Raw genomic sequence first — 23889 nt, forward strand, 5'->3', positions numbered from 1 at the left:
CCGAAGGTCCAGCTTGTGCTCCTTGTCGGGCACCGCTAGCCCGACGCATAATCAGCGCAACGATCAGGTCGGCTTGTCCGTCGCTCGTGTTCGGCTGGCCGCATGTGGAGGGAAGCATGTCCGAGAAGATCTACGACGTTCCTGCGGAGTGGGCGAAGCGCGCCTGGGTCGACCAGGCCAAGTACAAGGAGATGTATACCCGCTCGATCTCGGACCCGAACGCTTTCTGGGCGGAACAGGCCAAGCGCATCGACTGGATGAAGGCGCCGACCAAGATCGAGAACGTCTCGTTCGCCCCCGGCAACGTCTCGATCAAATGGTTCGAGGACGGCGTCCTCAACGTCGCCTGGAACTGCATCGACCGGCATCTTCACAAGCGTGCAAATCAAACCGCGATCATCTGGGAGGGCGACGAACCCTCGCAGTCCCGGCACATCACCTACAAGGAGCTGCACGACGAGGTCTGCCGGATGGCCAACATCCTGCGCACCCGCAACGTCAAGAAGGGTGACCGCGTCACCATCTACCTGCCGATGATTCCGGAAGCGGCCTATGCGATGCTGGCCTGCGCACGGATCGGCGCCATCCACTCCGTCGTGTTCGCGGGCTTCTCGCCGGACAGCCTCGCCCAGCGCATCAACGACTGTAAGTCCAAGGTCATCATCACCGCGGACGAAGGCGTGCGCGGCGGCAAGAAGGTGCCGCTCAAGGCCAATGTCGACGCGGCGCTCACCAAGGCCGAAGGCGTCGACTGGGTCATTGTCGTCAAACGCACCGGCGGCAAGGTCGACATGAATCCGTCGCGCGACCTCTGGTACCACGACGCCGCCAAGATGGTGACGACGGAGTGCCCGGCCGAGCACATGCATGCCGAGGATCCGCTGTTCATCCTCTATACGTCAGGGTCGACCGGAACGCCCAAGGGCGTGCTGCACACGTCTGCCGGCTATCTCGTCTATGCCGCGATGACGCATCAATACGTCTTCGACTATCACGACGGCGACGTCTACTGGTGCACCGCCGACGTCGGCTGGGTCACCGGCCACAGCTACATCCTCTATGGGCCGCTGGCGAACGGTGCGACCACGCTGATGTTCGAAGGCGTGCCGAACTATCCCGACAATTCCAGGTTCTGGAATGTCATCGACAAGCACAAGGTCAACACGTTCTACACCGCGCCGACCGCGATCCGCGCCCTGATGCAGGGCGGCGACGAGCCGGTGAAGAAGACCTCGCGCGCCAGCTTGCGCCTGCTCGGCTCGGTCGGCGAGCCCATCAATCCGGAAGCGTGGGAGTGGTATCACCGCGTCGTCGGCGACGATCGCTGCCCGATCGTCGACACCTGGTGGCAGACCGAGACCGGCGGCATCCTGATCACGCCGCTGCCGGGCGCGACCAAGCTGAAGCCGGGCTCGGCGACGCTGCCGTTCTTCGGCGTGGTGCCGGAGATCGTCGATGCCGACGGCAAGGTGCTGGACGGCGAGACCACCGGCAACCTCTGCCTCACCCGGTCATGGCCGGGCATGATGCGCACGGTCTATGGCGACCACGCCCGCTTCGAGCAGACCTATTTCTCGACCTACAAGGGCAAGTATTTCACCGGCGACGGCTGCCGGCGCGACGCCGACGGCTATTACTGGATCACCGGCCGCGTCGACGACGTCATCAACGTCTCCGGCCACCGCATGGGCACCGCCGAGGTCGAGAGCGCGCTGGTGGCGCATGAGAAGGTGTCGGAGGCCGCGGTCGTCGGCTTCCCGCACGACATCAAGGGCCAGGGCATCTACGCCTATGTCACGCTGATGGCTGGCGTCGAGCCGACCGAGGATCTACGCAAGGAGCTCGTGACCTGGGTGCGCAAGGAGATCGGCCCGATCGCCTCGCCCGACCAGATCCAGTTCGCCCCCAGCCTGCCGAAGACCCGTTCGGGCAAGATCATGCGCCGCATCCTGCGCAAGATCGCCGAGGACGAGCCGGGCAGCCTGGGTGACACCTCGACGCTGGCCGATCCTGCCGTCGTCGACGACCTCGTCAAGAACCGGCAGAACCGCAAGTCGGCGTAAGCCCATCCCCTGTCGTTCCGGGCGCGCCATCGCGCGACCCGGAATGACAGCGGTACACACCCTCACGCACTTGTCAGGACACACGCCGGGCGCGGCGGTCCCTTTCCCGCCGAGTGTTGTTTTCTAGTCATTTACTTTATTTCGAACATTTCCTTTGTTCCCCCTGCCGATTGGCCCGCTGTGGCGGCGCACGGAAACCATCCGGTTAACAAGCGCGGTTAAGTTTATGTGGGTGAGGCGACGATTGCCGGTTTTGCGTAGATTTGGATGACCCGTTCGGTACAGGGGGAAGCATTGATGTCGATGAGGATTGCTGTGGCGCTGGCTGCCACCATCGGGGCAGGGGTCTTGATGTCGACGGCGGCCGAGGCGCGGCCGGAAATAGTTGGGCTGCATGCGGGCGAATATTCGCCGGGCACAATCGTGGTCAGAACTAACGAACGCAGGCTCTATCTCATTCTCGATGATGGCCACGCCGTGCGCTACCCGGTCGGCGTCGGCAAATCCGGCAAGCAGTGGGCCGGCACCACCCACATCGAGGGCAAGTACCGCAATCCAGCCTGGTCGCCGCCCGCCGAGGTGAAGCGCGACAAGCCGCAGCTTCCCGACGTGATCCCGGGTGGCTCGCCGCGCAATCCGATGGGCGTTGCGGCGATGACGCTGGCCGGCGGCGAATATGCGATCCACGGCACCAACGTGCCGGGCTCGGTCGGCGGCTTCGTCTCCTACGGCTGCATCCGCATGCTCAACGACGACATCACCGATCTCTACGGCCGCGTTTCCGTCGGCACGACGGTGGTCGTGACACGCTGACGCCTTAGCTCAGAACAGAATTGCGAGAGCCGCGTTTCGACGCGGCTTTTCATTGCCAGAAGCGCCAGCCTCGCGCGCACCAGCCGTCGCGATGGCCGCCATTGTAGCTGCGCGCATAACCGCCCGCGAGCAGTGCGGCCGAGACGTTGGCAGTGTGTCTGGTCGCGACGTCGGCGAGAATGCGTCCGTATTTCTCGGGCCCGAGATTGTAGATCGTCACGCCGCCCTGGCCGAGCAGGCTGCGCAGCGCGTCAGTGGCGGCTTCAGCCTTGTCCAGCTCTTCCCGACAGGACGCTTTCATTTCGGGCGCATCGATGCCGCGCAGGCGAACCCGCGCGACGAGCCCGCGCCCGTCGCGCTGATGCACGCGCGCCAGAAAGGTGTCGCCGTCGATGGTGCGGATCACATCGACAGGCTGGCGCGCGTCGGGACTGCCGCTCTGCAGGATGATCTCTGCATCCTGCGCCCGCTCATCGGCCGCATGCGGTAGCGGCCAGTTCGTCCCGTGCCGAAAGGTGAGCACCACCGCCGTCACGACAACGACCACGAACATCCACGGCAGCAGTCCGGAGAAACGACGACCGAATGGCGAACCGCTGAACTGCGGTCGATATGAATTGCCTGGGTCGAAGCGCGACATCCACGCACGCTATGGCTGAGTCGGCCAGGCCTGCAAGAGAACCTGAAAAACCAGAGCCTCAGAAGTCCGAGGCGATGCCCTTGCGCTCCCAGTCACCGTAGCGAGTCGGCTCGGGTCCTTTCGGACCCCGTAGTTCCTTTGGCGCAGCCTTTGCAGCAGCCTTGGCATGAGCCGCGGCGGCCTGCCGGCGCGCTTCGGCTTCGGCCAGCGCGCGCTGGGCGGCCGGCGACAGCGGCTTGCGGTCGGAAACGGAGGGCTGATCAGTCATCGTCTGGCTTCCTAGCGCAGGACGGTGGCGCGCGCGACGCCCAATAACGCATTGCTGAAATGGTCGTGACGGGCTGAAAACACCAGGGAAGATTCTTACATTTGGCATATTCGCATGCCACAGATGAGCTTGTTAAGGCATGCGCCCATTATGGCGGAACTGCCGCTCGCTCAGAACCTTACCTCCGCATGCCATCTCAACGTTTCGCCCCTCCGCCCGAAGTGCCTGGTCTTGCGGCACGGCGGATCGCCGCCGACATCGTCGACGGCGTGCTGCACAAGCACCGCACGCTCGATGACCAGCTCGACGGTGGCGGCGCCCATCCCGGGCTGAAGACGCTCGCCGATCGCGACCGCGCGCTCATGCGGCGTCTGGTCGCGACGATCCTGCGCCGGCTCGGCACGCTCGGCCATGTGCTGTCGCGCCTGCTCGACAAGGGCATTCCATCCGACGCACCGCGCGCGCAGAGTGCCCTCCTGATCGGTGCAGCGCAGATCCTCTGGATGGACGTGCCTGATCACGCCGCGGTCGATCTCTCGGTCCGGCTGGTGCAGTCCGACCGGCGCGCGGCGCGCTATGCCGGCCTCGTCAACGCCGTGCTGCGGCGCTGCGCACGCGAGGGCAAGGCGCTGGTGGACGAAGTCGCTACGCAATCGCTCGACTTGCCGCCATGGCTGCTGGCTCGCTGGACTGCGCATTATGGCGAGGCCACCGCGCGCGACATGGCGCTCGCGCTCGGCCACGAGCCCTCGCTCGACCTGACCGTGAAAGCGGAAGCTGCGCAATGGGCGAGCCGCCTGCATGGCGAGGTGCTGCCGACCGGAACGGTGCGCACGCTGCTGCATGGTTCGGTGACGATGCTGCCCGGCTTCGCCGAGGGCCAATGGTGGGTGCAGGACGCTGCCGCCGCGCTGCCGGCCCGCCTGTTCGGCGACATCGCCGGCAAGTCCATCGCCGATCTCTGCGCCGCTCCCGGCGGCAAGACCGCGCAATTGGCGCAGGCCGGCGCACAAGTCACGGCGATCGACCGCTCGCCCGCCCGCGTGGCGCGCCTGCGCGAAAACCTGGGGCGACTGTCGCTCCAGGCCGAGACTGTCGTCGCTGACGCCGTCGAATGGGCCGGCCCTGCGGATGGCTTCGACGGCATCCTGATCGACGCGCCCTGCACCTCGACCGGCACGATTCGCCGTCACCCGGATGTGGCGTGGCTCCGGCAGGAGACGGACATCGCGGCACTGACCGCGCTCCAGCAGCGGCTGCTGCGCAAATCCGTCTCGCTGTTGAAGCCGGGCGGAATGCTGGTCTACTGCACCTGTTCGCTGGAACCGGAAGAGGGCGAGCAGGCCATCGCCGCGCTCCTTGGCTCCGAGCCCGCGCTTCGGCGCGTGCCGATCGCCGCGTCCGAGGTCGCCGGCCTCAGCGAGATCATCACGCCCGAGGGCGACCTGCGCACCCTGCCCAGTCACCTGCCGCACACCGACCCGAGGCTCGGCGGGCTGGACGGATTTTTCGCCGCCCGACTCGTTAAATCCTGATTTTGCACCGGATTTCATTTCCCCAACGCTGATTCGCACCCTTTCAAGGTGGTGTCGGCCGTCCGATTTTGGGATTAATAAGGATTCGTCGGAATCCCTCTCCCCCTTCAAGGCAAGGCGTGTCGGTCGCTCAACGCAGACGTATCTCGACGCTGGTCATGAACCGCTTCGCGCGGAACATGCTTGCGCGCGCGAGCGGCGGCTCCGTCGCCTTGTCGCGGGTCTGGCCGGGCCGGAGCGACCGGCTGATTATCGCGCCCCACGATCTGCGCACGGCGGACGCCACGCGCGCCGCCGAGATCTATGCCGGGCGCTTCGTCTTTGCCGGCAAGATCGTCAACTGCCATGGCCGCTCGATCTTCGATCTCGAGCCACCGTCGGAAGACTGGGAGGTTGCCCTGCTCGGCTTCGGCTGGTTGCGCCACCTGCGCGCCGCCGACACCGCGCTGACGCGAGCGAATGCGCGCGCGCTGGTCGAGGACTGGATCTCCAACCCCGCCAACAAGCGCCGTCCGGTCGCCCGCCGCGCCGAGGTGCTGGCGCGGCGCGTGATCTCGCTGCTGTCGCAGGCGCCGCTGGTGCTCAACGACACCGACAACAAATTCTACCGCCGCTATTTGCGGGCGCTGGCGCGCGAAATCCGTTTTCTCCGCTTCACCATGGTCGACGTTCCGGACGGGGTGCCGAAGCTCCAGGTGCTGATCGCGCTGTGCTATACCACGCTCTGCCTTGCCAACCAGGCGCGCCACATCCGCAGCGCCTCGAAAAAACTCTCCGATGAATTGCAGCGGCAGATCCTGCCCGACGGCGGACACATCTCCCGCAATCCAGGTGCCTTGATCGAGCTGCTGATCGACCTGTTGCCGCTGCGGCAGACCTTTGCCGCGCGCAACATCGCGCCGCCGCCGGCCCTGCTCAACGCGATCGACCGGATGATGCCGATGCTGCGCTTCTTCCGGCACGGCGACGGCAATTTCGCGCTGTTCAACGGCATGAGCGCGACGCCTTCGGACCTGCTCGCCACGCTGCTCGCCTATGACGACACCCACGGCGCGCCGATGGCGAACATGCCGCATACCGGCTTCCAGCGCCTCGACGCCGGCCAGACCACGCTGATCATCGACACCGGCCCGCCGCCGCCGGCCAATGTCAGCCACGACGCCCATGCCGGCTGCCTGTCGTTCGAATTGTCCTCGGGCATCAGCCGCATCGTCACCAATTGCGGCATGCCAACCACCGGCCGTGACAACTGGCGGCCGTTTGCCCGCGGCACCGCCGCGCATTCGACGCTGACCTATCACGACACCTCGTCGTGCCAGTTCGTCGAAATGTCGGCGATGAAGCGGCTGCTGCACGGTTCGCCGGTCGTCAGCGGCCCCGTCGAGGTCGAGAGCTACCGCGAGATCGTGCAGAACGGCACACTGCTCACGACCTCGCATGACGGCTATCTCGGCAAGTTCGGCGCGATCCACCGCCGCGTGCTGATGGTCGCCAATGACGGCGCGCGGATCGACGGCGAGGACACGCTGTCGCCGCCGCAGGGCGGACGCCTCAAGGGCGGCGATGCCGACTTCGCTCTGCGCTTCCATCTGCATCCGGCTGTGAAGGCGAGCCGGCTGTCGGATGCCCGCGGCGTCATGCTGGTGCTGCCGAACCGCGACGTCTGGACCTTCGAGGCGCTCGACGACAAGGTCGAGCTCGAGGACAGCGTGTTCCTGGCAGGCAATGACGGCCCGCGCCGCACCGCGCAGATCGTGATCCGGCAGGATGCCCGGCAGGCGCCCTCGATCCGCTGGAGCTTCGTCCGCTCCACCGCTTCGCCGGCTGTCACCAATGCCCGCCGCAACGCGCGGCGGGAGCCGGAACTTCCGCTGTAGACGCACGTCCCGCAGCCCTATCTGGTCGTTGTGAAGAACGCCGAAAGCTGCTAACGAGCACGCGCTCGCGCGACTGGCGACCTTGGATGGAGCACCATCGGGAAGCGCGGGACCAAGCTGCCGCGCGCCTGGGCATAGGTACTCCCTTAGACAGAGGATCTTGCTCATGACTGAGACTGACCGTCCCCGCCGTGTCACCCGCGCCCTGCTTTCCGTTTCCGACAAGACCGGCCTGATCGAGTTCGCCCAGGCGCTCGCCGCCCATGGCGTCGAGCTGGTTTCGACCGGCGGTACCGCCAAGGCGATCGCCGCGGCCGGCCTCAAGGTGAAAGACGTCTCCGAGCTGACCGGCTTTCCCGAGATGATGGATGGCCGCGTCAAGACGCTGCATCCGAAGGTGCATGGCGGCCTGCTCGCGATCCGCGACAACAAGGAGCATGCCGAGGCGATGAAAACGCACGGCATCGCGCCGATCGATCTGCTCGTCGTCAATCTCTATCCGTTCGAGGCAACTGTCGACAAAGGCGCCGGCTTCGAGGAGTGCATCGAGAACATCGACATCGGCGGCCCCGCGATGATCCGCGCCGCCGCGAAGAATCATGACGATGTCGCCGTCGTGGTCGAGGCGCAGGATTATAAAGCTGTGCTCGACGAGCTCGCCGCCAACAACGGCGCAACCACGCTTGCCTTGCGCCGGCGTCTGGCCGCAAAGGCTTATGCGCGGACCGGCGCCTACGACGCCGCAATTTCTAACTGGTTCAACCGGCAGCTCGAAATCGACGCGCCCGACTTCCGTGCCTTCGGCGGCAAGCTGATCCAGTCGCTACGCTATGGCGAGAATCCGCACCAGACCGCGGCGTTCTATGCAACGCCGGACAAGCGGCCGGGCGTGTCGACCGCACGGCAGTTGCAGGGCAAGGAGCTCTCGTACAACAACATCAACGATACCGATGCGGCCTATGAATGCATCGGCGAGTTTGATGCCAAGCGCACCGCGGCCTGCGTCATCGTCAAGCACGCCAACCCCTGCGGCGTTGCGGAAGGTTCTGACCTCGTCAGCGCCTATCGCAAGGCGCTCGCCTGCGATTCCACCTCAGCCTTCGGCGGCATCATCGCGATGAACCGCGCGCTCGATGCCGACACCGCACGCGAGATCACGAAGATCTTCACCGAGGTGATCATCGCGCCCGATGCCAGCGAAGAGGCGATCGCCATCATCGGCGCGCGCAAGAACCTGCGCCTGCTGCTCGCTGGCAGCCTGCCCGATCCGCGCGCGCCGGGCCTCACCGCCAAGACGGTCGCCGGCGGCCTTCTCGTGCAGAGCCGCGACAATGCGGTGGTCGACGACATGATCTTCAAGGTCGTCACCAAGCGTGCGCCCACGGATGCCGAGATGCGCGATCTCAGATTCGCGTTCCGGGTGGCAAAGCACGTCAAGTCCAACACCATCATCTACGCCAAGGATCTCGCCACCGTCGGCATCGGTGCGGGCCAGATGAGCCGGGTGGATTCAGCGCGGATCGCGGCACGCAAGGCGCAGGATGCCGCGAACGAGCTGAAGCTCGCCGAGCCGCTCACCAAGGGCTCGGTCGTGGCCTCGGATGCGTTCTTCCCCTTCGCCGACGGCATGCTCGCCTGCATCGAGGCCGGCGCCACTGCGGTGGTGCAGCCCGGCGGCTCCATGCGCGACGACGAGGTGATCAAGGCTGCCGACGAGCACGGCATTGCGATGGTGTTCACGGGGACGCGGCACTTCAGGCACTAACTCTCAACGAGCAAGCGTAGCCCGGATGGAGCGCAGCGAAATCCGGGCTACGAGCAGCGGCTAATCCCGCACCCGCATCAACAGCCCCAATCCCGCGGTGAAGAACACCACGAGCACGGCCATGCCGGCCTTCTGGCTCGCGGTCGAGGCGGTGAGCACGCCGATCAGCAGCGGGCCGATGAAGGACGTCACCTTTCCCGTCAACGCGAACAGTCCGAAATACTGCGCGATGCGGTCCTTCGGCGCGAGGTGGATGAGCAGCGTGCGCGAGGCCGCCTGCAAGGGTCCGCCGGCGGCGCCGATGAGACAGCCCAGTACGAGATAGGCACGCTCGGCGGCGCTCGCGAACAAGGCACCGCCCGGCTCGGGCGGTGCGACCTTGACGAACAGGACGCTGTCCTTGTCGACCAGAAGGATCGCCGCCACCGCGAGCAGGAGGATCAGCAGGCTGCAGGCAATCACGCGCTTGGGTCCCAGCAAATCGTCGAGCTTGCCGCCGAGCCATGCGCCAAAGGTGCCGGCAATCGCCAGGATGATGCCGAAGGTGCCGATCTGGATCGTGTGCCAGCCGAAGGTGCCGGCCGCATAGATGCCGCCGAAGGCGAACAGCGACACCAGCCCGTCGGTATAGATCATGTTGGCGAGGAGAAACGCCGCGAGCGACTTCTGCTTCGGCAGAGAACCGAGCGATTGCTTCAGCTCCAACAGGCCCTCGCGCAGCGCCGCGCGCACCGGGCGCTTCGCCGGATAATCCGGCGTGAACAGGAACATCGGGGTCACGAAGATGATGAACCACAGCCCGGTCAAGGGTCCGGTGATGCGGTCTCCCTCGTGCATGGCGGGATCGAGCCCGAACAGCGGCGTGAACCCGAGCAGCGTGCGCCCGGTCTCGGGATTGGCTGCGAGGAAGCCGAGCACGATGATCAGGCTGACGATGCCGCCGACATAGCCCGTGGCCCAGCCGGTGCCGGAGAGGCGGCCGATCCGCTCCGGCGGCACCAGGGTCGGCATCATCGCATTGTTGAAGACGGTGGCGAATTCCGCGCCGACGCTGGCGAGGGCAACCGCCGTGAGCAGCGGCGGAATGATGGCATGATCGCCGGGCTTGCCGATCCACAGCGCCGAGGAGGCTAGCACCAGGAGCGTGCCGAACGCGGCGATCCACGGCTTTCTGCGGCCCGCAGCATCCGCAACGGCGCCGAGCACCGGCGACAGCAGCGCGATCGCCATGCCAGCTGCTGCCATCGCAAAGCCCCACAGCGATTGCCCGGTGGCAGGATCTGGCGCGACGCTGGTGGCGAAATAGGGCGCGAACACGAAGGTCGTGATCAGCGTGAAATAAGGCTGCGCGGCCCAATCGAAGAAGATCCAGCTGACGACGGCGGCACGCGGCGGATAGGTCCGCGTCGCGCCGGCCATGCGCGCATCCGTGGCGATCGTCGTCATCGTCCAGTCCCCATCACGAACAGTTTTGCCTGTCTTAGCGCAAACCGTATAGCATTGCAGTGACGCGTGTGAATTAGCCCGAAGGCCGGCGGAACTGTGATCATGTCGTTATTTTCGACGCGGCGGGCATTCCTCGCATCCATTGCCGCTTTCGCAGTTGGTCTCGCGCCTGTCATAGCGCAGGACGCGCGGCGCGCCTACACGCCGCCTCCCCTCGACACGGTTCATTCCGTCGCCGCCGAGCATGGCATGGTGGTGGCGCAGGAGAAATTGTCCGCGCAAGTCGGCGCCGAGATCCTGCGTCGCGGCGGCAATGCGGTCGATGCCGCGGTCGCCACCGGCTTTGCCATGGCCGTGACCTATCCGCGCGCCGGCAACATCGGCGGTGGCGGCTTCATGCTCATCCATTCGGCCGAGCGCAACGAGGACATCGCGATCGATTATCGCGAGGCCGCGCCGGCGGCGACCACGCCGCAAATCTTTCTCGGAACCGACGGCAAGCCTGACGCCGCGAAGTCGCGCGATTCGGCACTCGGCATTGGCGTCCCCGGCACCGTCGCAGGCCTCTCGCTGGCGCTGGAGAAATACGGCTCGGGTAAGTTCACGCTCTCGCAGCTGGTCGAACCCGCCATTTCGCTCGCGCGCGATGGATTTGTCGTCGACAATGACATTGCTGACACGCTGCCAAGCTGGCACCGGCGGCTCACGCGCTGGCCGTCCTCGGCAAGGATATTTTCGCGGCCCGACGGCACGCCGCTGCGCGAAGGCGACCGTCTGGTGCAGAGCGATCTTGGTGAGACGCTGAAGCTCGTCGCTGCGCAAGGCCCGCGCGGCTTCTATGAAGGCACGGTCGCGGAGAAGCTCGCCAAAGCCGTGTCCGACGCCGGTGGCATCATGACGTCAGCGGATCTCAGGTCTTATCAGGCGATCGTCCGCCAGCCGTTGCGCGGCACTTATCGCGGCTACGACATCGTCTCGATGCCGCTGCCGTCATCCGGCGGCGTCGTGCTGATCGAAGCGCTCAACATGCTCGAAGGCTTTCAGCTTGCGGATCTGAAACAGGGTTCGCCGCAATCGCTGCATCTCTTGATCGAAGCCATGAAGCGTGCCTATGCCGACCGCGCGCGCTATCTCGGCGATCCCGCCTTCGTCAACGCGCCGATCGAGACCCTCATTGCAAAGGACTACGCCGCCAAGCTGCGCGCCGGCATCTCGAGCGACGAGGCCACGCCGTCGAGCAAACTCGCTTCGGCTGCCACCTCGCCGCACGAAGGCAGCAACACCACGCATTTCTCCGTCGTCGACGCCTACGGCAATGCCGTCAGCAACACCTACACGCTGAACTTCAGCTACGGCGTCGGCCTCGTCGCCGACGGCACCGGGGTTCTCCTCAACAACGAGCTGGACGATTTCACCGCCGCGGTCGGCGCCTCCAACGCCTATGGCCTCGTCGGCTTCGAGCCCAACCTGCCGGGACCCGGCAAACGGCCGCTGTCGTCGATGTCGCCGACCATCGTGCTCAAGGACGGCAGACCGGTGCTGGTCACGGGTTCGCCCGGCGGCGGCCGTATCATCTCGACGGTGCTCCAGGTCGTCGTCAACGTCCTCGACTACAAGATGGATGTGGCTGCCGCCGTTGCAGCGCCGAGACTGCATCATCAATGGTTGCCGGACGAGGTACGCGTCGAGCGCGGCTTTCCCGATGACGTCTTGTTCAAGCTCAAGGCCATGGGCCACCTCGTCGTCGAGCCGATGGGACAAACATCGGCCAACTCGATCGCTGTGACGCCGAACGGTCCGTTCGGCGCGCCCGACCCGCGCACCCGCGGTGCGGAGGCGGCGGGACAGTAATCCCGACGCTTTGTGCAGCGCAGACTAGACGTATTTGCCGGATGACATCGGCGTCGAGGCGCGGCAGTTTGTCGGCGCTGGAGCACGTGGCAGGCACGCACCCAGCCAACGAACCGGCCTTTAGGAAACGCACATGACCACAGCCGATCCGACCGAGCGTATCGAACGCGCCGAGATCGAGGACACCAGCCTTCTCGCCTTCTATCGCGACATGAATCCGTCGGAACGCCGGACGTTCTGGGCTTGCGCTGCGGGCTGGGCGCTCGACGGCATGGACTTCATGATCTATCCGCTGGTGATCGGCACCATCATCGCGCTGTGGAAGGTCGATCCCGGCGCAGCCGGCTTTGCCGGCACCGTGACGCTGCTGGCATCCGCCATCGGCGGCTGGCTCGGCGGCTATCTCTCCGACCATATCGGCCGGGTCAGGACGCTTCAGATCACCATCATCTGGTTCTCGTTCTTCTCGCTGATCTGCGCCGTCGTGCAGAATTTCGACCAGCTCCTGATTGCGCGCGCGGTGCTGGGCCTCGGGTTCGGCGGCGAATGGGCGGCAGGCGCGGTGCTGATGGGCGAGGCGATCCGGCCGCAATATCGCGGACGCGCGGTCGGCTCGGTGCAATCGGGCTGGGCGGTCGGCTGGGGACTTGCGGTGCTGTCGCAGGCGATCCTGTTCTCCGTGATGCCGGCGGAGACCGCGTGGCGCTGGATGTTCGTGATCGGCGCGCTGCCGGCACTCCTGGTGTTCTACATCCGCCGCTCCGTCACAGAGCCGGAGATCGCGGCCGCGGCGCGCGCCAAGCAGGCCGCCAGCGGCGATCGTCCCGCACTATGGGAGATCTTCTCCGGCCCGATCCTCAAGACCACGATCCTGGCCTCGCTGATGGTGACGGGCTGCCAGGGCGGTTACTACGCCATCACCTTCTGGGTGCCGCAGTTCCTGACCAAGGAGCGGCATCTGTCGATCGTCGGCTCGACCGGCTACCTCTCGGCGCTGATCATCGGCTCCTTCATCGGCTATCTCGTCGGCGCCTGGCTCGCCGACCGGATCGGACGGCGCAACCTGTTCCTGACCTTCTCGCTCGGCGCCATCGCGGTGGTGCTGCTCTACACCCAGCTGCCGCTCACCAACGAGATCCTCTGGGTGCTCGGTTTCCCGCTCGGCTTCTTCGCCTCGGGCTATTTTTCCGGCGTCGGCGCGTTCCTGACCGAGCTCTATCCGACGCGGCTGCGCGGCTCCGGCCAGGGTTTTTGCTACAATTTCGGCCGCGGGATCGGCGCGCTGTTTCCATTTCTGGTCGGCGCGCTGTCGGCATCAACGTCGCTCGCCACCGCAATCGCGATCTTCGCGGTGGTGGCCTATGCGGTGTTCTTCATCGCCGCATTCGCGCTGCCGGAGACGAAGGGCCGCGTGCTGCACGCGGACTAGCGAGGCTTACCGTCCCACCTGATACGGCCCGCCCTTTTCCAAAGCGCGGGCGTAGGCCGGACGCGCGTGGATGCGGTCGAGGAACGCCATCGCCTTGGGATGGCCCTGCTCCAATCCCCCGCGCGCTTGCGCAGCTTCGAGCGGGAAGCTCATCTGGATGTCGGCCGCGGTGAACTCGCTGCCGGCGAACCACTCGCTCTTTCCGAGTTCGCCTTCCCAGTAGTCCATGTGCTGCTTGAGCTGCGGATTGACCAGGGCGGTGAGTGCCTGGTTCGAGACCTTGCGCACCAGCGGGCGCAGCAGCGCGGGCGCGCGCTTGGGCATCAGGGTGAACAGCAGCTTCAGGAGCAGCGGCTGCATCGCGGAGCCTTCCGCATAGTGCAGCCAATAGGTGTAGCGCAGCCGCTCCGGCGTGTTCGGCGGCGGGATCAGCCGGCCGTTGCCGTAGGTGCCGATGAGATATTCGATAATCGCGCCGGACTCGGCGATGGTGTTGCCGTTGTCGGTGATGACAGGCGACTTGCCGAGCGGATGTATGGCGCGCAGCTCCTTCGGCGCGCGCATGTCGGGCTGGCGCTGATAGCGCACGAGCTCATACGGCACGCCCAACTCTTCGAGCAGCCACAGCACGCGCTGCGATCGTGAATTGTTGAGGTGATGAACGGTCAGCATCGCATGGTCCCCGGGGCTCGGCTTGGTCACTTGGCCGCGCGTTCGTGCCAGCCCGGGAACACAATGTCGAGCTATCCGGAAGAATATTTTCACCCGGGTATATTGACGCTGCCAATTTACCTGGGTATTAAATTCCGACTGCGACGAATATGGCAATGATTCCAATGCTAGGGACTTTCACAGCCTTCATCGGCCAGCGCCGGCTGGCCTCGGGCCCGGCGGGCGATGTCGCGCTTGCCGTCAAGCACGCGGCGCCGCGGCCGGACGAGCCGATCATCATCTTCGACGACGGGACCGGGCGGACGATCGATTTCGACCTGCGCGGCGGGGACGACGAGGTGCTGGCGCGGCTGGCGAAGCTTGCTCCGCCGCCGTCAGCCGAGGAGGCTACGCCGCCGAGCGAGCCGCGCGGCCGCGGCCGGCCGAAGCTCGGCGTGGTCGCGCGCGAGGTGACGCTGCTGCCGCGGCACTGGGAATGGCTCAACGCCCAGCCCGGCGGCGCCTCGGTCGCGCTGCGAAAACTCGTCGACGAGACGCGGCGGGCGAGTGGCGACAAGGATCGCGAGCGGCAGGCGCGCGATGCGGCCTACCACTTCATGTCGACGATGGCGGGTAATTTTGCGCGTTTCGAGGAAGCCTCGCGGGCGCTATTTGCGGATGACCGGCGACGCTTCACCGGGCTGATCGCCGACTGGCCCGCCGACATCCGCGACCACGTCGTCAAGCTCGCCTACGGCGACCGCGCTTAATCGATCGACCAACCATCTTCCAACGCCGCCACGGACCGTGGCGGCGTTCGATCACTCATGCATAAGAGGTAATCCGTGTCGCCTGCTGCTGACTCGCGCAAAGATTCTGGCTTGCGCAACAATTTCGTCGCCTTCCTCGCACCGATGATGCTGAGCAACATCCTGCAATCGATGTTCGGCACCATCAACAGCGCCTATCTCGGCCAGATGATCGGGGTCGACGCGCTCGCCGCGGCGTCCGTGTTCTTTCCGGTCATGTTCTTCTTCATCGCCTTCGTGATGGGCCTGAGCTCCGGCGCAACCGTGCTGATCGGGCAGGCCTGGGGCGGCGGCAAGCCGGACAGGGTGCGCGCCGTGGCGGGGACCACCTTCACGGTCGCGATGCTTCTCGCGTTCCTGATCGCGATCGCCGGCGCACTGTTCAGCCGTCCGCTCGTGATCATGCTCGCGACACCCGCCGGCATCGTGGACGAGGCCGCATCCTATGCAGGGGTCATGATGATGGCGATGCCTCTGACTTTCGCCTTCGTTGTCGTCACCTCGATGTTGCGCGGCGTCGGCGATACGGTGACGCCACTGATTGCGCTGGCAATCTCGACCGCGATCGGGCTCGTGGTCACGCCGACCCTGATCCGCGGCTGGTTCGGGCTGCCGCAACTCGGGGTCGCCAGCGCTGCCTGGGCTTCGGTGGTTTCGAGCGCGCTGACGCTGATGTGGCTGCACATCCGACTTGCCCGCCGCGGGCATCCGCTCGCCATTGATGCCGCGGCCCTGCGCGCGATGCGCCCGGATGCCGCGCTGCTCGGGACGATCCTCCGGCTGGGCATCCCGGCCGCGCTCGGCATGGTCGTGATGTCGATTGCCGAACTCGTGCTGCTCGGCCTGGTCAATGGTTATGGCGCGGATGCCACGGCGGCTTATGGCGCTGTCAACCAGGTCTTCAGCTACACGCAGTTTCCGGCGCTCTCGATCGCGATCTCGGTCTCGATCCTGAGCGCGCAGGCGATTGGTCGCGGCCAGACGGTTCAGATCGGGCGCATCGTTCGGACCGGACTGGAGATGAATTTGCTGCTGACGGGTGGGCTGGTCGCGCTCGGCTATTTGTTCTCGGGCGCGCTGATGGGCTTCTTCATCACTGACGCCGCCGTCCTCGAGCTCTCGCAGCGCCTGCTGCACATCGTTCTCTGGAGCTCGATCCTGTTCGGCATGTCGACCGTGTTTTCCGGCGCCATGCGCGCCAGCGGCACGGTCTGGCTGCCGCTCCTGCTCTCGAGCTTTGCGATCGCCGCGATCGAAATCCCCAGCGCGTTCATCCTGAGCCGGCACGTTGGCCTCGACGGCATCTGGATCGCCTATCCGATCACCTTCGGCGCCATGCTGATATTGCAGATGAGCTACTACATGCTGGTGTGGCGAAAGCGCAGGATCGAGCGCCTGATCTGATCTGGAGTGCATCGCTACAATATTATGACCATCATTAAACGGTGGACCTGTGGCGCGCCCTGCGCCACAATGCGAAAAATAGCCGTCAGGGAGGACGAGTTTGACCCGCACAGCCCCGCAATTCCTGTTCGATTTCGGCAGCCCCAACGCCTATCTCAGCCATGAGGCGATCCCGGCGATCGAAAAGCGGATCGGCGTCAAGTTCGAGTATGTGCCGATCCTGCTCGGCGGCATCTTCAAGGCGACCAACAACAAGTCGCCGGCCGAGACGCTCGCCGGCATCAAGAACAAGCGCGAATTCCAGGTGGTCGAGACCGAGCGCTTCATCAAGCGCTTTCATGTCCAGCCCTATGTCTGGAATCCGCATTTCCCGGTCAACACGCTGAACCTGATGCGCGCGGCGATCGCAGCGCAGCTCGAGGGCGTGTTCGAAAAATATGTCGAGGCCGCCTTCCATCACATGTGGCGCGAGCCGAAGAAGATGGACGATGCCGAGGTCGCGATGAAGGCGCTCGCATCATCCGGGCTCGATGCGCAGAAGCTGCTCGCCCGCTCCCAGGAGGGAGAGGTGAAGGCAAGGCTGATCAAGAACACCGAGGAGGCCGTGGCCCGCGGCGCGTTCGGCTCGCCGACCTTCTTCGTCGGCAACGAGATGTTCTTCGGCAAGGAGCAACTGCGCGAGGTCGAGGAGATGGTGCTCGGAAAGTAAGCCGGCAAAGCTATCTGCGAACCAGAATGTGATTGCGGCAATATTCTGGATTGCTTCGCTTCGCTCGCAATGACGACTATAAATAGCCGCCAATAGCAATAATGGAGCATCCCATGCGTATCCTCGTGGTCGGCGCCGGCGCCATCGGCGGCTATTTTGGTGGCAGGCTGTTGCAGGCCGGCCGCGACGTGACTTTCCTGGTCCGGCCGCGCCGCGCCAGCGAGCTTGCGAGCGCCGGCCTCGTCATCAAGAGCCCGAACGGCGACGTGACGCTGAAGGATCCGCCGCGGGTCGAGGCGGACAAGCTCAAGGACAAGTTCGACGTCGTGCTCTTGAGCTGCAAGGCGTTCGATCTCGACGACGCCATCAAGTCCTTTGCGGCGGCGGTCGGCCCGAACACGGCGATCATCCCGATGCTCAATGGCATGAAGCATCTCGACATCCTCGACCAGAAATTCGGCGCCGAACGCGTGCTCGGCGGGCTCTGCGCCATCGCCGCCACGCTGAACGAGAAACGCGAGGTGGTGCAGCTCCAGCCGATGCAGTCGATCAATTACGGCGAGCGCGACGGCAAGCTGTCGGATCGCGTCAAGGCGATCGACGAGGCCTTCAAGAGCGGCATCAATGGTGCCACCGCCAGCCAGAACATCATGCAGGACATGTGGGAGAAGTGGGTGTTCCTCTCGACGCTTGCGGCGTCCACCAGCTTGATGCGGACCTCCGTGGGCAACATCCTCGCTGCTCCCGGCGGCAAGGATTTTCTGCTCGGCATGCTCGATGAGACCAGCGAGATCGCTGCCGCCTCAGGCTACCCTCCGGGCGGGCCGTTCTTCGCGCGCGTCAAGGGCAACCTGACCACCGAGGGCTCGCCGATGACGGCGTCCATGTTCCGCGACATCAAGGCGGGCCTGCCGGTCGAGGCCGATCACGTCATCGGCGACCTCATCGCGCGCGGCGATGCCGCCAAGGTGCCGGTGCCGAAGCTGCGCGTCGCCTATACGCATCTGAAGGCGTATGAGAAGACGCGGGCGGGATAGGGCCTCACACTCCACTGTCGTCCCGGGGCGCGAAGCGAGCCCGGGACCCATGGCTCCAGGAAGTGGTTGCGGCGCGAGCTGGTAACAACGAGTCTTCGCCAAACTACTCCCTGTGGTTATGGGTCCCGGATCTGCGCTCGCTAGGGCTCGCTTGTCCGGGACGACGGTGGAGTTTGCTGCTACGCATTCCCCGCTACTGCAAATGCGCCAGGTAATGCGCGAGCGCGGTGATTTCCTCCTCGCTCAGCGAATAGGCGATATCGGCCATCGCGGCGACGCCGCCACCTACGCGCTGGCCGGCCTTGTAGTCATGCAACGCTTTCACGAGATATTCCTCACGCTGGCCGGCGAGACGCGCCACCGCCTTGGTGCCGGCGTATGTGTCGGTGTGGCATGAGGCGCAGCGCCGGCCGACGGCCGCCTGTGCGCCCTTCTTCGAGAGATCGGGGTCCTTGTCCTCCGGTCCCTTCGGCGGCGTCAGCGCGGAATAGTAGGCGCCGAGATTGCGGATGTCCTCGTTGGTGATCTCCTCGGCGATCGGCTGCATCTGATCGTTCTTGCGCGAGCCGGCGCGGAAGAACACGAGCTGCCATTGCAGGAATTGATCGGGCTGGCCGGCGATCGAGGGGATGTTCTCGGTCTGCGAGATGCCGTTCTCGCCATGACAGCCGGCGCAGACCGCCGCTTTCTCCTTGATGGCGGCGGGGTCCGCGGCGCGGGCAAACGGCACCGCCAGCACAGTGGCGAGGACAGTGATGGCGAGCGAAGCGAATTGCCGACGCATGATGGGAATTCCAATTTATCGGGATCATCACTCCGGGGCGCCCGAAGGGCGAACCCGGAATGACGGCGTCAAGTCTCAAAAAGAGAGGCTGCGGCCGTCTCCTGGCCGCAGCCTCTTTTTCCTGTCGCGCTACTTCTTGCTGTAGCTGATGCGATAGATCGCGCCGGCCCAGTCGTCGGCGACGAGGATCGAGCCGTCCTTGGCGAGGATGATGTCGTCGGGACGGCCGAGATAGCCCTGGTCACCCTCGATCCAGCCGGAGGCGAACACCTCCTGCTTGGCGTTCTTGCCGTCGGGCCCGACGATCACGCGCACAATGCGGCCGCCCTGGTACTTGTGACGGTTCCAGGAGCCGTGCTCGGCGATCAGGATGTTGTTCTTGTACTCGGCGGGGAATTGGTCGCCGGTATAGAACTTCATGCCGAGCGGGGCGACGTGCGCGCCGAGATTCAGCGCGGGCGGCGTGAACTCGGAGCATTTGTGGCCCATCGCGAACTTCGGATCGGGCAGGTCGCCTTGATGGCAGTAGGGATAGCCGAAGTGCTCGCCGATCTTGTTGATCACATTCAGCTTGTCTGAGGGCAGATCATCGCTGATCCAGTCGCGGGCGTTCTCGGTGAACCAGTACTTGCCGGTGCGCGGATCGACATCGCCGCCGACCGAGTTGCGGACGCCGAGCGCCCAAGTTTCGGCGTTGCCGGTCTTGGGATCGACGCGCCGGATCTGCGAGACGCTGGTCGGGGGAATGCCGACGTTGAAGGGCGGTCCGAACGGAATGTAGAACCAGCCGTCCTTGTCGACCGCGATGTACTTCCAGCCATGCGCGGCATAGGACGGCATATCGTCATACACGACCTTGCCCTCGCCGAGATTGTCGAGCTTGGCTTCAGCGTCGTCATAGCGGATCAGCTTGTCGACGGCGATGACGTAGAGCGCGCCATCCTTGAAGGCGAGGCCGGTGGGCATGTTCAGCCCCTTCAGGATGGTCTTGACCTCGCGCTTGCCGTTGTTGTCCTTGATCGCATAGACGTTGCCGAGGCCGAACGAGCCGACGAACAGCGTGCCCTTGTCACCCCAGGCCATCTGTCGCGCCGCGAGAACGCCCGGCGCCCAGACTTCGATCTTGAAACCCGGCGGCAGCTTGATCTTCTTCATCATCGCCGCGAGCTCGGCTTCCGACGCGCCCGTCGGCGGACCCGAGGGCGGCGCCAGACCCTTCTGCGCCTCGGTCTCGTCCCCTAAGAACCAGTCGTCCGGTGGATGGGTCCAGAACTCCTTGGTGCCGGACTCGTATTTCTTCAGGACCCGGCTCTTGTCCTGCTGTTGCTGCGCATTGACAACGCTCGTCCCCGCGAGAAGGGCAACCGCTGCAAACGCAAATACAGATCGATGGAATTTCATCGCGTCACTCCCCTAAGGCAGCCATCCGGGCTGCACATTATTTTGTTTTGCTAGTCGAGTAGGCGAAGTTCGGAGTCTGTCGAGAGATCAGACCGAAAAAGGTTAGCACATCTGCGAGCGGTGAGAAGCGCGGCACACGCGCGGCAGTTGGCTCAATAAAAATTGAGACGGAATTTTCGCGAACGCACGACTGGCAACGACAACATTCTCGCTGCAACGCGGAATCAAAAGACACGCGCGACTAATCTGCGGGCAGCGACCGAGGCGATCTACGACAAGACCGGATAAGGCCCGTCCGCGAACACCGTGTCATGATAGCCCTTCGATCCGACCTCACACGCCAGCGCGCTGCGAAAGTCTCTGGCATTGCGAAGGCAGTTCAGGACATGGGCGAAGTCGAATTCGGGCCGCCACCCCAATTCGCGACGCGCGCGATCATTGACATAGACGCGGTCGATCGCCGGAAACAGACGCCAGCCCCGCGCAGTAAAGAGCTGCTCGCATTCGGGATAGAGCGCGCGCACCACGCCGGCCGCGTCGCGGGCGAGTGCCGCGACATGGTGCGGCTCGAACGGGCTCGTGGCTGAGACGATGTAGCGCGCGAAGCCGATTCGTTCAGCCTTCTCTCTCGCGAGCAGATGGGCGCTCACGGCGTCCGCTATGTCCAGCCGGCGATAGAGCAGTTCATTGGCCTGCGCGTTCGCTAGCGCGTAAGCCGAACGCATCGCCGGATCGTCATCGTCTTCCGGGAAGAAGCGGGATGTCCTCAAGATGACGATCGGCAGACGGTGCTCGCGAGAGAACAGCTCGCACAGATTCTCCGCCATCAGCTTGGTCGCGCCGTAGATGTTCTTCGGCACCGACGGCAGATCCTCGGTGACCCACACCGCGGCCTGTCCCGCCTCGGGCCGGAGCTGCGAGCCGAATGCGCTGGTGGTGCTGGTGAAGACGAAGCTGCGCACGCCGCCGGCCACGGCCGCCTCGAGCAGATTGAGCGTGCCGGTGACGTTGGTGTCGACAAAATCCTGCTTGGCGTGGGTCGCCACATGCGGCTTGTGCAGCGTCGCGGTGTGGATGACGGCGGTGACTCCGTCCATCTGCTCCCGCACGAAGCCGGGATCGACAATGGAACCGGCCGCATCGGTGAAGGCTGATTTCTTCAAATCAACCCCATGCACAGTAGAACCGCGCCGCCGCAATGTCCTGACGATGGCCTCCCCGAGGTGACCCGCGCTGCCCGTAACCAGTATTGTCATTGCAGATCCCGACCAGCCGCCAGCGGCGTGGCGAACCACGATCCGTTCCGGTTTGGCTGGATGCTCTGGGAAAAATTGGAGCGGGCGAAGGGGCTCGAACCCTCGACCCCGACCTTGGCAAGGTCGTGCTCTACCACTGAGCTACACCCGCATCCTGTGTCGGTCGCATGACGCGCCGGCAACGGCTGTCGTATGCCAAAAGCGGGCGGCGAATGCAACAGCTACCGGCGGCATAGATTCGTATTTGGGCCCCCATATGGACCCCAATCCCGGTCGAATCGACCGAAAACGGCTCGGAACTGCCGAATCGGCACCCCCGGATTGAAATTCGGCCGTCCCGGCCCAATTTTAGGAGCCGACAGCGAAGCATATGCATTGGCGACGTGCTAAAGAGCCGCCATTCCAGACATCAGACGAGGGGATCCCGTGACGATCATCGACCAGGGTAACGGAGCGGCGGGCCCGGCTGCGGCCGACCTGATCAAGGACACGACCACCCAGACCTTCGTGAAGGACGTCATCGAGGAATCGAAGCGCCAGCCGGTGCTGATCGACTTCTGGGCGGAGTGGTGCGGCCCCTGCAAGCAGCTCACCCCCGTGCTGGAAAAGGCGGTCAAGGCCGCCAAGGGCAAGATCAAGCTGGTCAAGATGAACATCGACCAGCATCCGGCGATCCCGGGCCAGATGGGCATCCAGTCGATCCCGGCCGTGATCGCCTTCGTCAACGGCCAGCCCGCCGACGGTTTCATGGGCGCGGTGCCGGAGAGCCAGGTCAACGCCTTCATCGAACGGCTGACCAAGGGCGTCACCGCCCCGGGCGAGGTCAATGTCGCCGAGATCGTGCAAGAAGCCGAGGCCGTGCTCGCCGAAGGCGACGCGGCTGCGGCAGCGCAGATCTATGCCGAGGCGCTGCACCACGATGCGACGAACATCGCGGCCCTTGCGGGCCTCGCGAAATGCTACGCCGTCTCCGGCGCCATGGAGCAGGCCAAGCAGACCCTGGCCATGGTCCCGGAATCCAAGCGCAACGACCCCGCGGTGAAGGCGGTGCAGACCGCGATCGATCTCGCCGAGCAGGCCGAGTCGCTCGGACCGGTCGGCGAGCTGGAACAGAAAGTCGCCGCAGACCCGCTCGATCATCAGGCGCGATTCGATCTTGCGACCGCCCTCAACGCGCAAGGAAATCGCGCGGCCGCCACCGATCAGCTCCTCGAGATCATCAAGCGCGACCGCAAATGGAACGACGACGGCGCCCGCAAGCAGCTCGTGCAGTTCTTCGAGGCCTGGGGCGGCACCGACGATGCCACCATCGACGGGCGGAAGCGCTTGTCGACGATCCTGTTTTCATAGGCGCGAGGCTATTGTTTGAGCATGATCTTGTCGGAAAACCGCTGCACACTTTGCACTGACGGGGTCCTCCGCATCCGGACCATGCTCTAGCGACGTCAGTGGGGACCGGGCACAGATGCCGATCAATATCGAATATCGCGGGCCCGCCGACCTTCCGGAGATCATTCCGGTGTTTCCGCTGCCGGGCGCGCTGCTGTTGCCGCGCGGCCAGATGCCGCTCAACATCTTCGAGCCGCGCTACCTCGCCATGGTCGACGACGCCTTGCGCGACGGCCACCGCCTGATCGGCATGATCCAGCCGGACGTGGCGCATTCGCCCAAGAACGCCGACAAGCCGGCGCTGTTCCGAATCGGCTGCGTCGGCCGCATCACCCAGCTCGCCGAATCCGGCGACGGCCGCTACATCCTCGAGCTCACCGGCGTCGCGCGCTTCAAGATCGTCGAGGAGCTCGAGGTTCTCACGGCCTACCGGCAGTGCAAGGTGGATTTCTTCTCCTTCGCCGACGATTTCACCGCTCGCAAGGGCGAGGATGACGTCAACCGCGAGGCGCTGCTCGCGGCGCTGGCTGACTTTCTGAAGGCCAACAACCTCAAGGTCGACTGGGAAGGCGTCGAGAGCGCGCCCAATGAGGCTCTCGTCAACGCGCTGGCAATGATGTCCCCTTACGGCCCGGCCGAGAAGCAGGCCATGCTGGAGGCGCCGGACCTCAAGACCCGTGCCGAGATCCTGATCGCGGTGACCGAGATGGATCTCGCCAAGAAGCGCACCAGCGGCGATCCGCCGCTGCAGTGACGGCAGGC

The 23889-nt window shown here is 65.0% G+C and carries 20 protein-coding genes, 1 tRNA gene and 1 riboswitch; of the genes, 13 read left to right on the forward strand and 8 right to left on the reverse strand.

Annotated elements, in window-relative coordinates; all coding sequences use genetic code 11:
- The first annotated feature begins 116 nt into the window (after positions 1-116).
- Both acs and K289_RS0124610 read left to right on the forward strand, forming a co-directional pair.
- On the forward strand, positions 117-2063 hold the full coding sequence (acs, locus tag K289_RS0124605; RefSeq protein ID WP_027553987.1) for an acetate--CoA ligase: 1947 nt from the start codon (positions 117-119) through the stop codon (positions 2061-2063).
- Between the two features lie 297 nt (positions 2064-2360).
- Positions 2361-2876, forward strand: coding sequence for a L,D-transpeptidase (locus K289_RS0124610; RefSeq protein WP_027553988.1), 516 nt, complete (start codon positions 2361-2363; stop codon positions 2874-2876).
- 49 nt (positions 2877-2925) lie between these two features.
- Here K289_RS0124610 and K289_RS0124615 read toward each other — a convergent pair whose 3' ends face one another.
- Both K289_RS0124615 and K289_RS0124620 read right to left on the reverse strand, forming a co-directional pair.
- Positions 2926-3516 (reverse strand): thermonuclease family protein, encoded by a 591-nt coding sequence (locus K289_RS0124615; protein WP_027553989.1) that lies wholly within the window; start codon positions 3514-3516, stop codon positions 2926-2928.
- Positions 3517-3574: 58 nt separating this feature from the next.
- A complete protein-coding gene (locus K289_RS0124620) occupies positions 3575-3784 on the reverse strand; it encodes a DUF1674 domain-containing protein (protein ID WP_027553990.1) in 210 nt (69 codons plus the stop codon).
- Between the two features lie 188 nt (positions 3785-3972).
- On the opposite strand from K289_RS0124620, the gene K289_RS0124625 reads away from it, so the two are divergent.
- The 3 genes from K289_RS0124625 (at position 3973) to purH (ending at position 8961) form a co-directional block, all read left to right on the forward strand.
- Positions 3973-5319 (forward strand): RsmB/NOP family class I SAM-dependent RNA methyltransferase, encoded by a 1347-nt coding sequence (locus K289_RS0124625; RefSeq protein ID WP_027553991.1) that lies wholly within the window; start codon positions 3973-3975, stop codon positions 5317-5319.
- A 158-nt stretch (positions 5320-5477) separates the two neighbouring features.
- Positions 5478-7196, forward strand: a complete 1719-nt coding sequence (locus tag K289_RS0124630) for a heparinase II/III family protein (protein ID WP_027553992.1) — start codon at positions 5478-5480, stop codon at positions 7194-7196.
- A 59-nt stretch (positions 7197-7255) separates the two neighbouring features.
- Positions 7256-7337, forward strand: a riboswitch (ZMP/ZTP riboswitch).
- A gap of 25 nt (positions 7338-7362) precedes the next feature.
- A complete protein-coding gene (gene purH / locus K289_RS0124635) occupies positions 7363-8961 on the forward strand; it encodes a bifunctional phosphoribosylaminoimidazolecarboxamide formyltransferase/IMP cyclohydrolase (protein WP_035685627.1) in 1599 nt (532 codons plus the stop codon).
- Between the two features lie 60 nt (positions 8962-9021).
- Here purH and K289_RS0124640 read toward each other — a convergent pair whose 3' ends face one another.
- Positions 9022-10407: an MFS transporter gene (locus tag K289_RS0124640; RefSeq protein WP_027553994.1), complete on the reverse strand. Its 1386-nt coding sequence runs from the start codon at positions 10405-10407 to the stop codon at positions 9022-9024.
- Positions 10408-10509: 102 nt separating this feature from the next.
- Between K289_RS0124640 and ggt the strand changes: the two genes are divergently transcribed.
- Positions 10510-12258, forward strand: coding sequence for a gamma-glutamyltransferase (ggt, locus tag K289_RS0124645; protein WP_027553995.1), 1749 nt, complete (start codon positions 10510-10512; stop codon positions 12256-12258).
- A gap of 133 nt (positions 12259-12391) precedes the next feature.
- The gene (locus K289_RS0124650; protein WP_027553996.1) at positions 12392-13687 is read left to right on the forward strand and encodes an MFS transporter; all 1296 of its coding nucleotides are present in this window, start codon (positions 12392-12394) and stop codon (positions 13685-13687) included.
- A 6-nt stretch (positions 13688-13693) separates the two neighbouring features.
- Here the strand turns inward: K289_RS0124650 and K289_RS0124655 are convergent, their stop codons facing one another.
- Complete coding sequence (locus K289_RS0124655; RefSeq protein WP_027553997.1) at positions 13694-14359, reverse strand: glutathione S-transferase family protein; 666 nt, start codon at positions 14357-14359, stop codon at positions 13694-13696.
- 149 nt (positions 14360-14508) lie between these two features.
- On the opposite strand from K289_RS0124655, the gene K289_RS0124660 reads away from it, so the two are divergent.
- The 4 genes from K289_RS0124660 (at position 14509) to panE (ending at position 18297) form a co-directional block, all read left to right on the forward strand.
- Positions 14509-15108, forward strand: a complete 600-nt coding sequence (locus K289_RS0124660) for a DUF2239 family protein (RefSeq protein ID WP_027553998.1) — start codon at positions 14509-14511, stop codon at positions 15106-15108.
- A 144-nt stretch (positions 15109-15252) separates the two neighbouring features.
- Entirely contained in the window at positions 15253-16551 is a 1299-nt protein-coding gene (locus tag K289_RS0124665) for an MATE family efflux transporter (protein WP_051310761.1), read from the forward strand.
- 100 nt (positions 16552-16651) lie between these two features.
- Positions 16652-17260, forward strand: coding sequence for a 2-hydroxychromene-2-carboxylate isomerase (locus tag K289_RS0124670; RefSeq protein ID WP_027554000.1), 609 nt, complete (start codon positions 16652-16654; stop codon positions 17258-17260).
- Between the two features lie 113 nt (positions 17261-17373).
- Positions 17374-18297, forward strand: coding sequence for a 2-dehydropantoate 2-reductase (panE, locus tag K289_RS0124675; RefSeq protein WP_027554001.1), 924 nt, complete (start codon positions 17374-17376; stop codon positions 18295-18297).
- 193 nt (positions 18298-18490) lie between these two features.
- Here the strand turns inward: panE and K289_RS0124680 are convergent, their stop codons facing one another.
- From K289_RS0124680 to K289_RS0124695, 4 genes are all read right to left on the reverse strand, one after another.
- Entirely contained in the window at positions 18491-19081 is a 591-nt protein-coding gene (locus K289_RS0124680) for a c-type cytochrome (RefSeq protein ID WP_027554002.1), read from the reverse strand.
- Positions 19082-19210: 129 nt separating this feature from the next.
- Positions 19211-20482: a sorbosone dehydrogenase family protein gene (locus K289_RS0124685; protein ID WP_027554003.1), complete on the reverse strand. Its 1272-nt coding sequence runs from the start codon at positions 20480-20482 to the stop codon at positions 19211-19213.
- 269 nt (positions 20483-20751) lie between these two features.
- Positions 20752-21738, reverse strand: coding sequence for an NAD(P)-dependent oxidoreductase (locus K289_RS0124690; protein ID WP_027554004.1), 987 nt, complete (start codon positions 21736-21738; stop codon positions 20752-20754).
- A gap of 76 nt (positions 21739-21814) precedes the next feature.
- A tRNA-Gly gene (locus K289_RS0124695) sits at positions 21815-21889 on the reverse strand.
- A 275-nt stretch (positions 21890-22164) separates the two neighbouring features.
- Here K289_RS0124695 and trxA point away from each other — a divergent pair.
- Together trxA and K289_RS0124705 are read left to right on the forward strand one after the other, a co-directional pair.
- A complete protein-coding gene (trxA, locus tag K289_RS0124700) occupies positions 22165-23088 on the forward strand; it encodes a thioredoxin (protein WP_027554005.1) in 924 nt (307 codons plus the stop codon).
- A 115-nt stretch (positions 23089-23203) separates the two neighbouring features.
- Complete coding sequence (locus K289_RS0124705) at positions 23204-23881, forward strand: LON peptidase substrate-binding domain-containing protein (RefSeq protein ID WP_027554006.1); 678 nt, start codon at positions 23204-23206, stop codon at positions 23879-23881.
- Positions 23882-23889: the final 8 nt, after the last annotated feature.

It is taken from the genome of Bradyrhizobium sp. Cp5.3 (assembly GCF_000426265.1).
GTDB classification, from domain to species: Bacteria; Pseudomonadota; Alphaproteobacteria; order Rhizobiales; family Xanthobacteraceae; genus Bradyrhizobium; species Bradyrhizobium neotropicale.

Bases quoted from the DNA above. Each gene is read 5' to 3' on its own strand.
- acs (WP_027553987.1), top strand. From the start codon at position 117: ATGTCCGAGAAGATCTACGACGTTCCTGCGGAGTGGGCGAAGCGCGCC.
- K289_RS0124610 (WP_027553988.1), top strand. From the start codon at position 2,361: ATGTCGATGAGGATTGCTGTGGCGCTGGCTGCCACCATCGGGGCAGGG.
- K289_RS0124615 (WP_027553989.1), bottom strand. From the start codon at position 3,516: ATGTCGCGCTTCGACCCAGGCAATTCATATCGACCGCAGTTCAGCGGT.
- K289_RS0124620 (WP_027553990.1), bottom strand. From the start codon at position 3,784: ATGACTGATCAGCCCTCCGTTTCCGACCGCAAGCCGCTGTCGCCGGCC.
- K289_RS0124625 (WP_027553991.1), top strand. From the start codon at position 3,973: ATGCCATCTCAACGTTTCGCCCCTCCGCCCGAAGTGCCTGGTCTTGCG.
- K289_RS0124630 (WP_027553992.1), top strand. From the start codon at position 5,478: ATGAACCGCTTCGCGCGGAACATGCTTGCGCGCGCGAGCGGCGGCTCC.
- purH (WP_035685627.1), top strand. From the start codon at position 7,363: ATGACTGAGACTGACCGTCCCCGCCGTGTCACCCGCGCCCTGCTTTCC.
- K289_RS0124640 (WP_027553994.1), bottom strand. From the start codon at position 10,407: ATGACGACGATCGCCACGGATGCGCGCATGGCCGGCGCGACGCGGACC.
- ggt (WP_027553995.1), top strand. From the start codon at position 10,510: ATGTCGTTATTTTCGACGCGGCGGGCATTCCTCGCATCCATTGCCGCT.
- K289_RS0124650 (WP_027553996.1), top strand. From the start codon at position 12,392: ATGACCACAGCCGATCCGACCGAGCGTATCGAACGCGCCGAGATCGAG.
- K289_RS0124655 (WP_027553997.1), bottom strand. From the start codon at position 14,359: ATGCTGACCGTTCATCACCTCAACAATTCACGATCGCAGCGCGTGCTG.
- K289_RS0124660 (WP_027553998.1), top strand. From the start codon at position 14,509: ATGGCAATGATTCCAATGCTAGGGACTTTCACAGCCTTCATCGGCCAG.
- K289_RS0124665 (WP_051310761.1), top strand. From the start codon at position 15,253: ATGATGCTGAGCAACATCCTGCAATCGATGTTCGGCACCATCAACAGC.
- panE (WP_027554001.1), top strand. From the start codon at position 17,374: ATGCGTATCCTCGTGGTCGGCGCCGGCGCCATCGGCGGCTATTTTGGT.
- K289_RS0124680 (WP_027554002.1), bottom strand. From the start codon at position 19,081: ATGCGTCGGCAATTCGCTTCGCTCGCCATCACTGTCCTCGCCACTGTG.
- K289_RS0124685 (WP_027554003.1), bottom strand. From the start codon at position 20,482: ATGAAATTCCATCGATCTGTATTTGCGTTTGCAGCGGTTGCCCTTCTC.
- K289_RS0124690 (WP_027554004.1), bottom strand. From the start codon at position 21,738: ATGACAATACTGGTTACGGGCAGCGCGGGTCACCTCGGGGAGGCCATC.
- K289_RS0124705 (WP_027554006.1), top strand. From the start codon at position 23,204: ATGCCGATCAATATCGAATATCGCGGGCCCGCCGACCTTCCGGAGATC.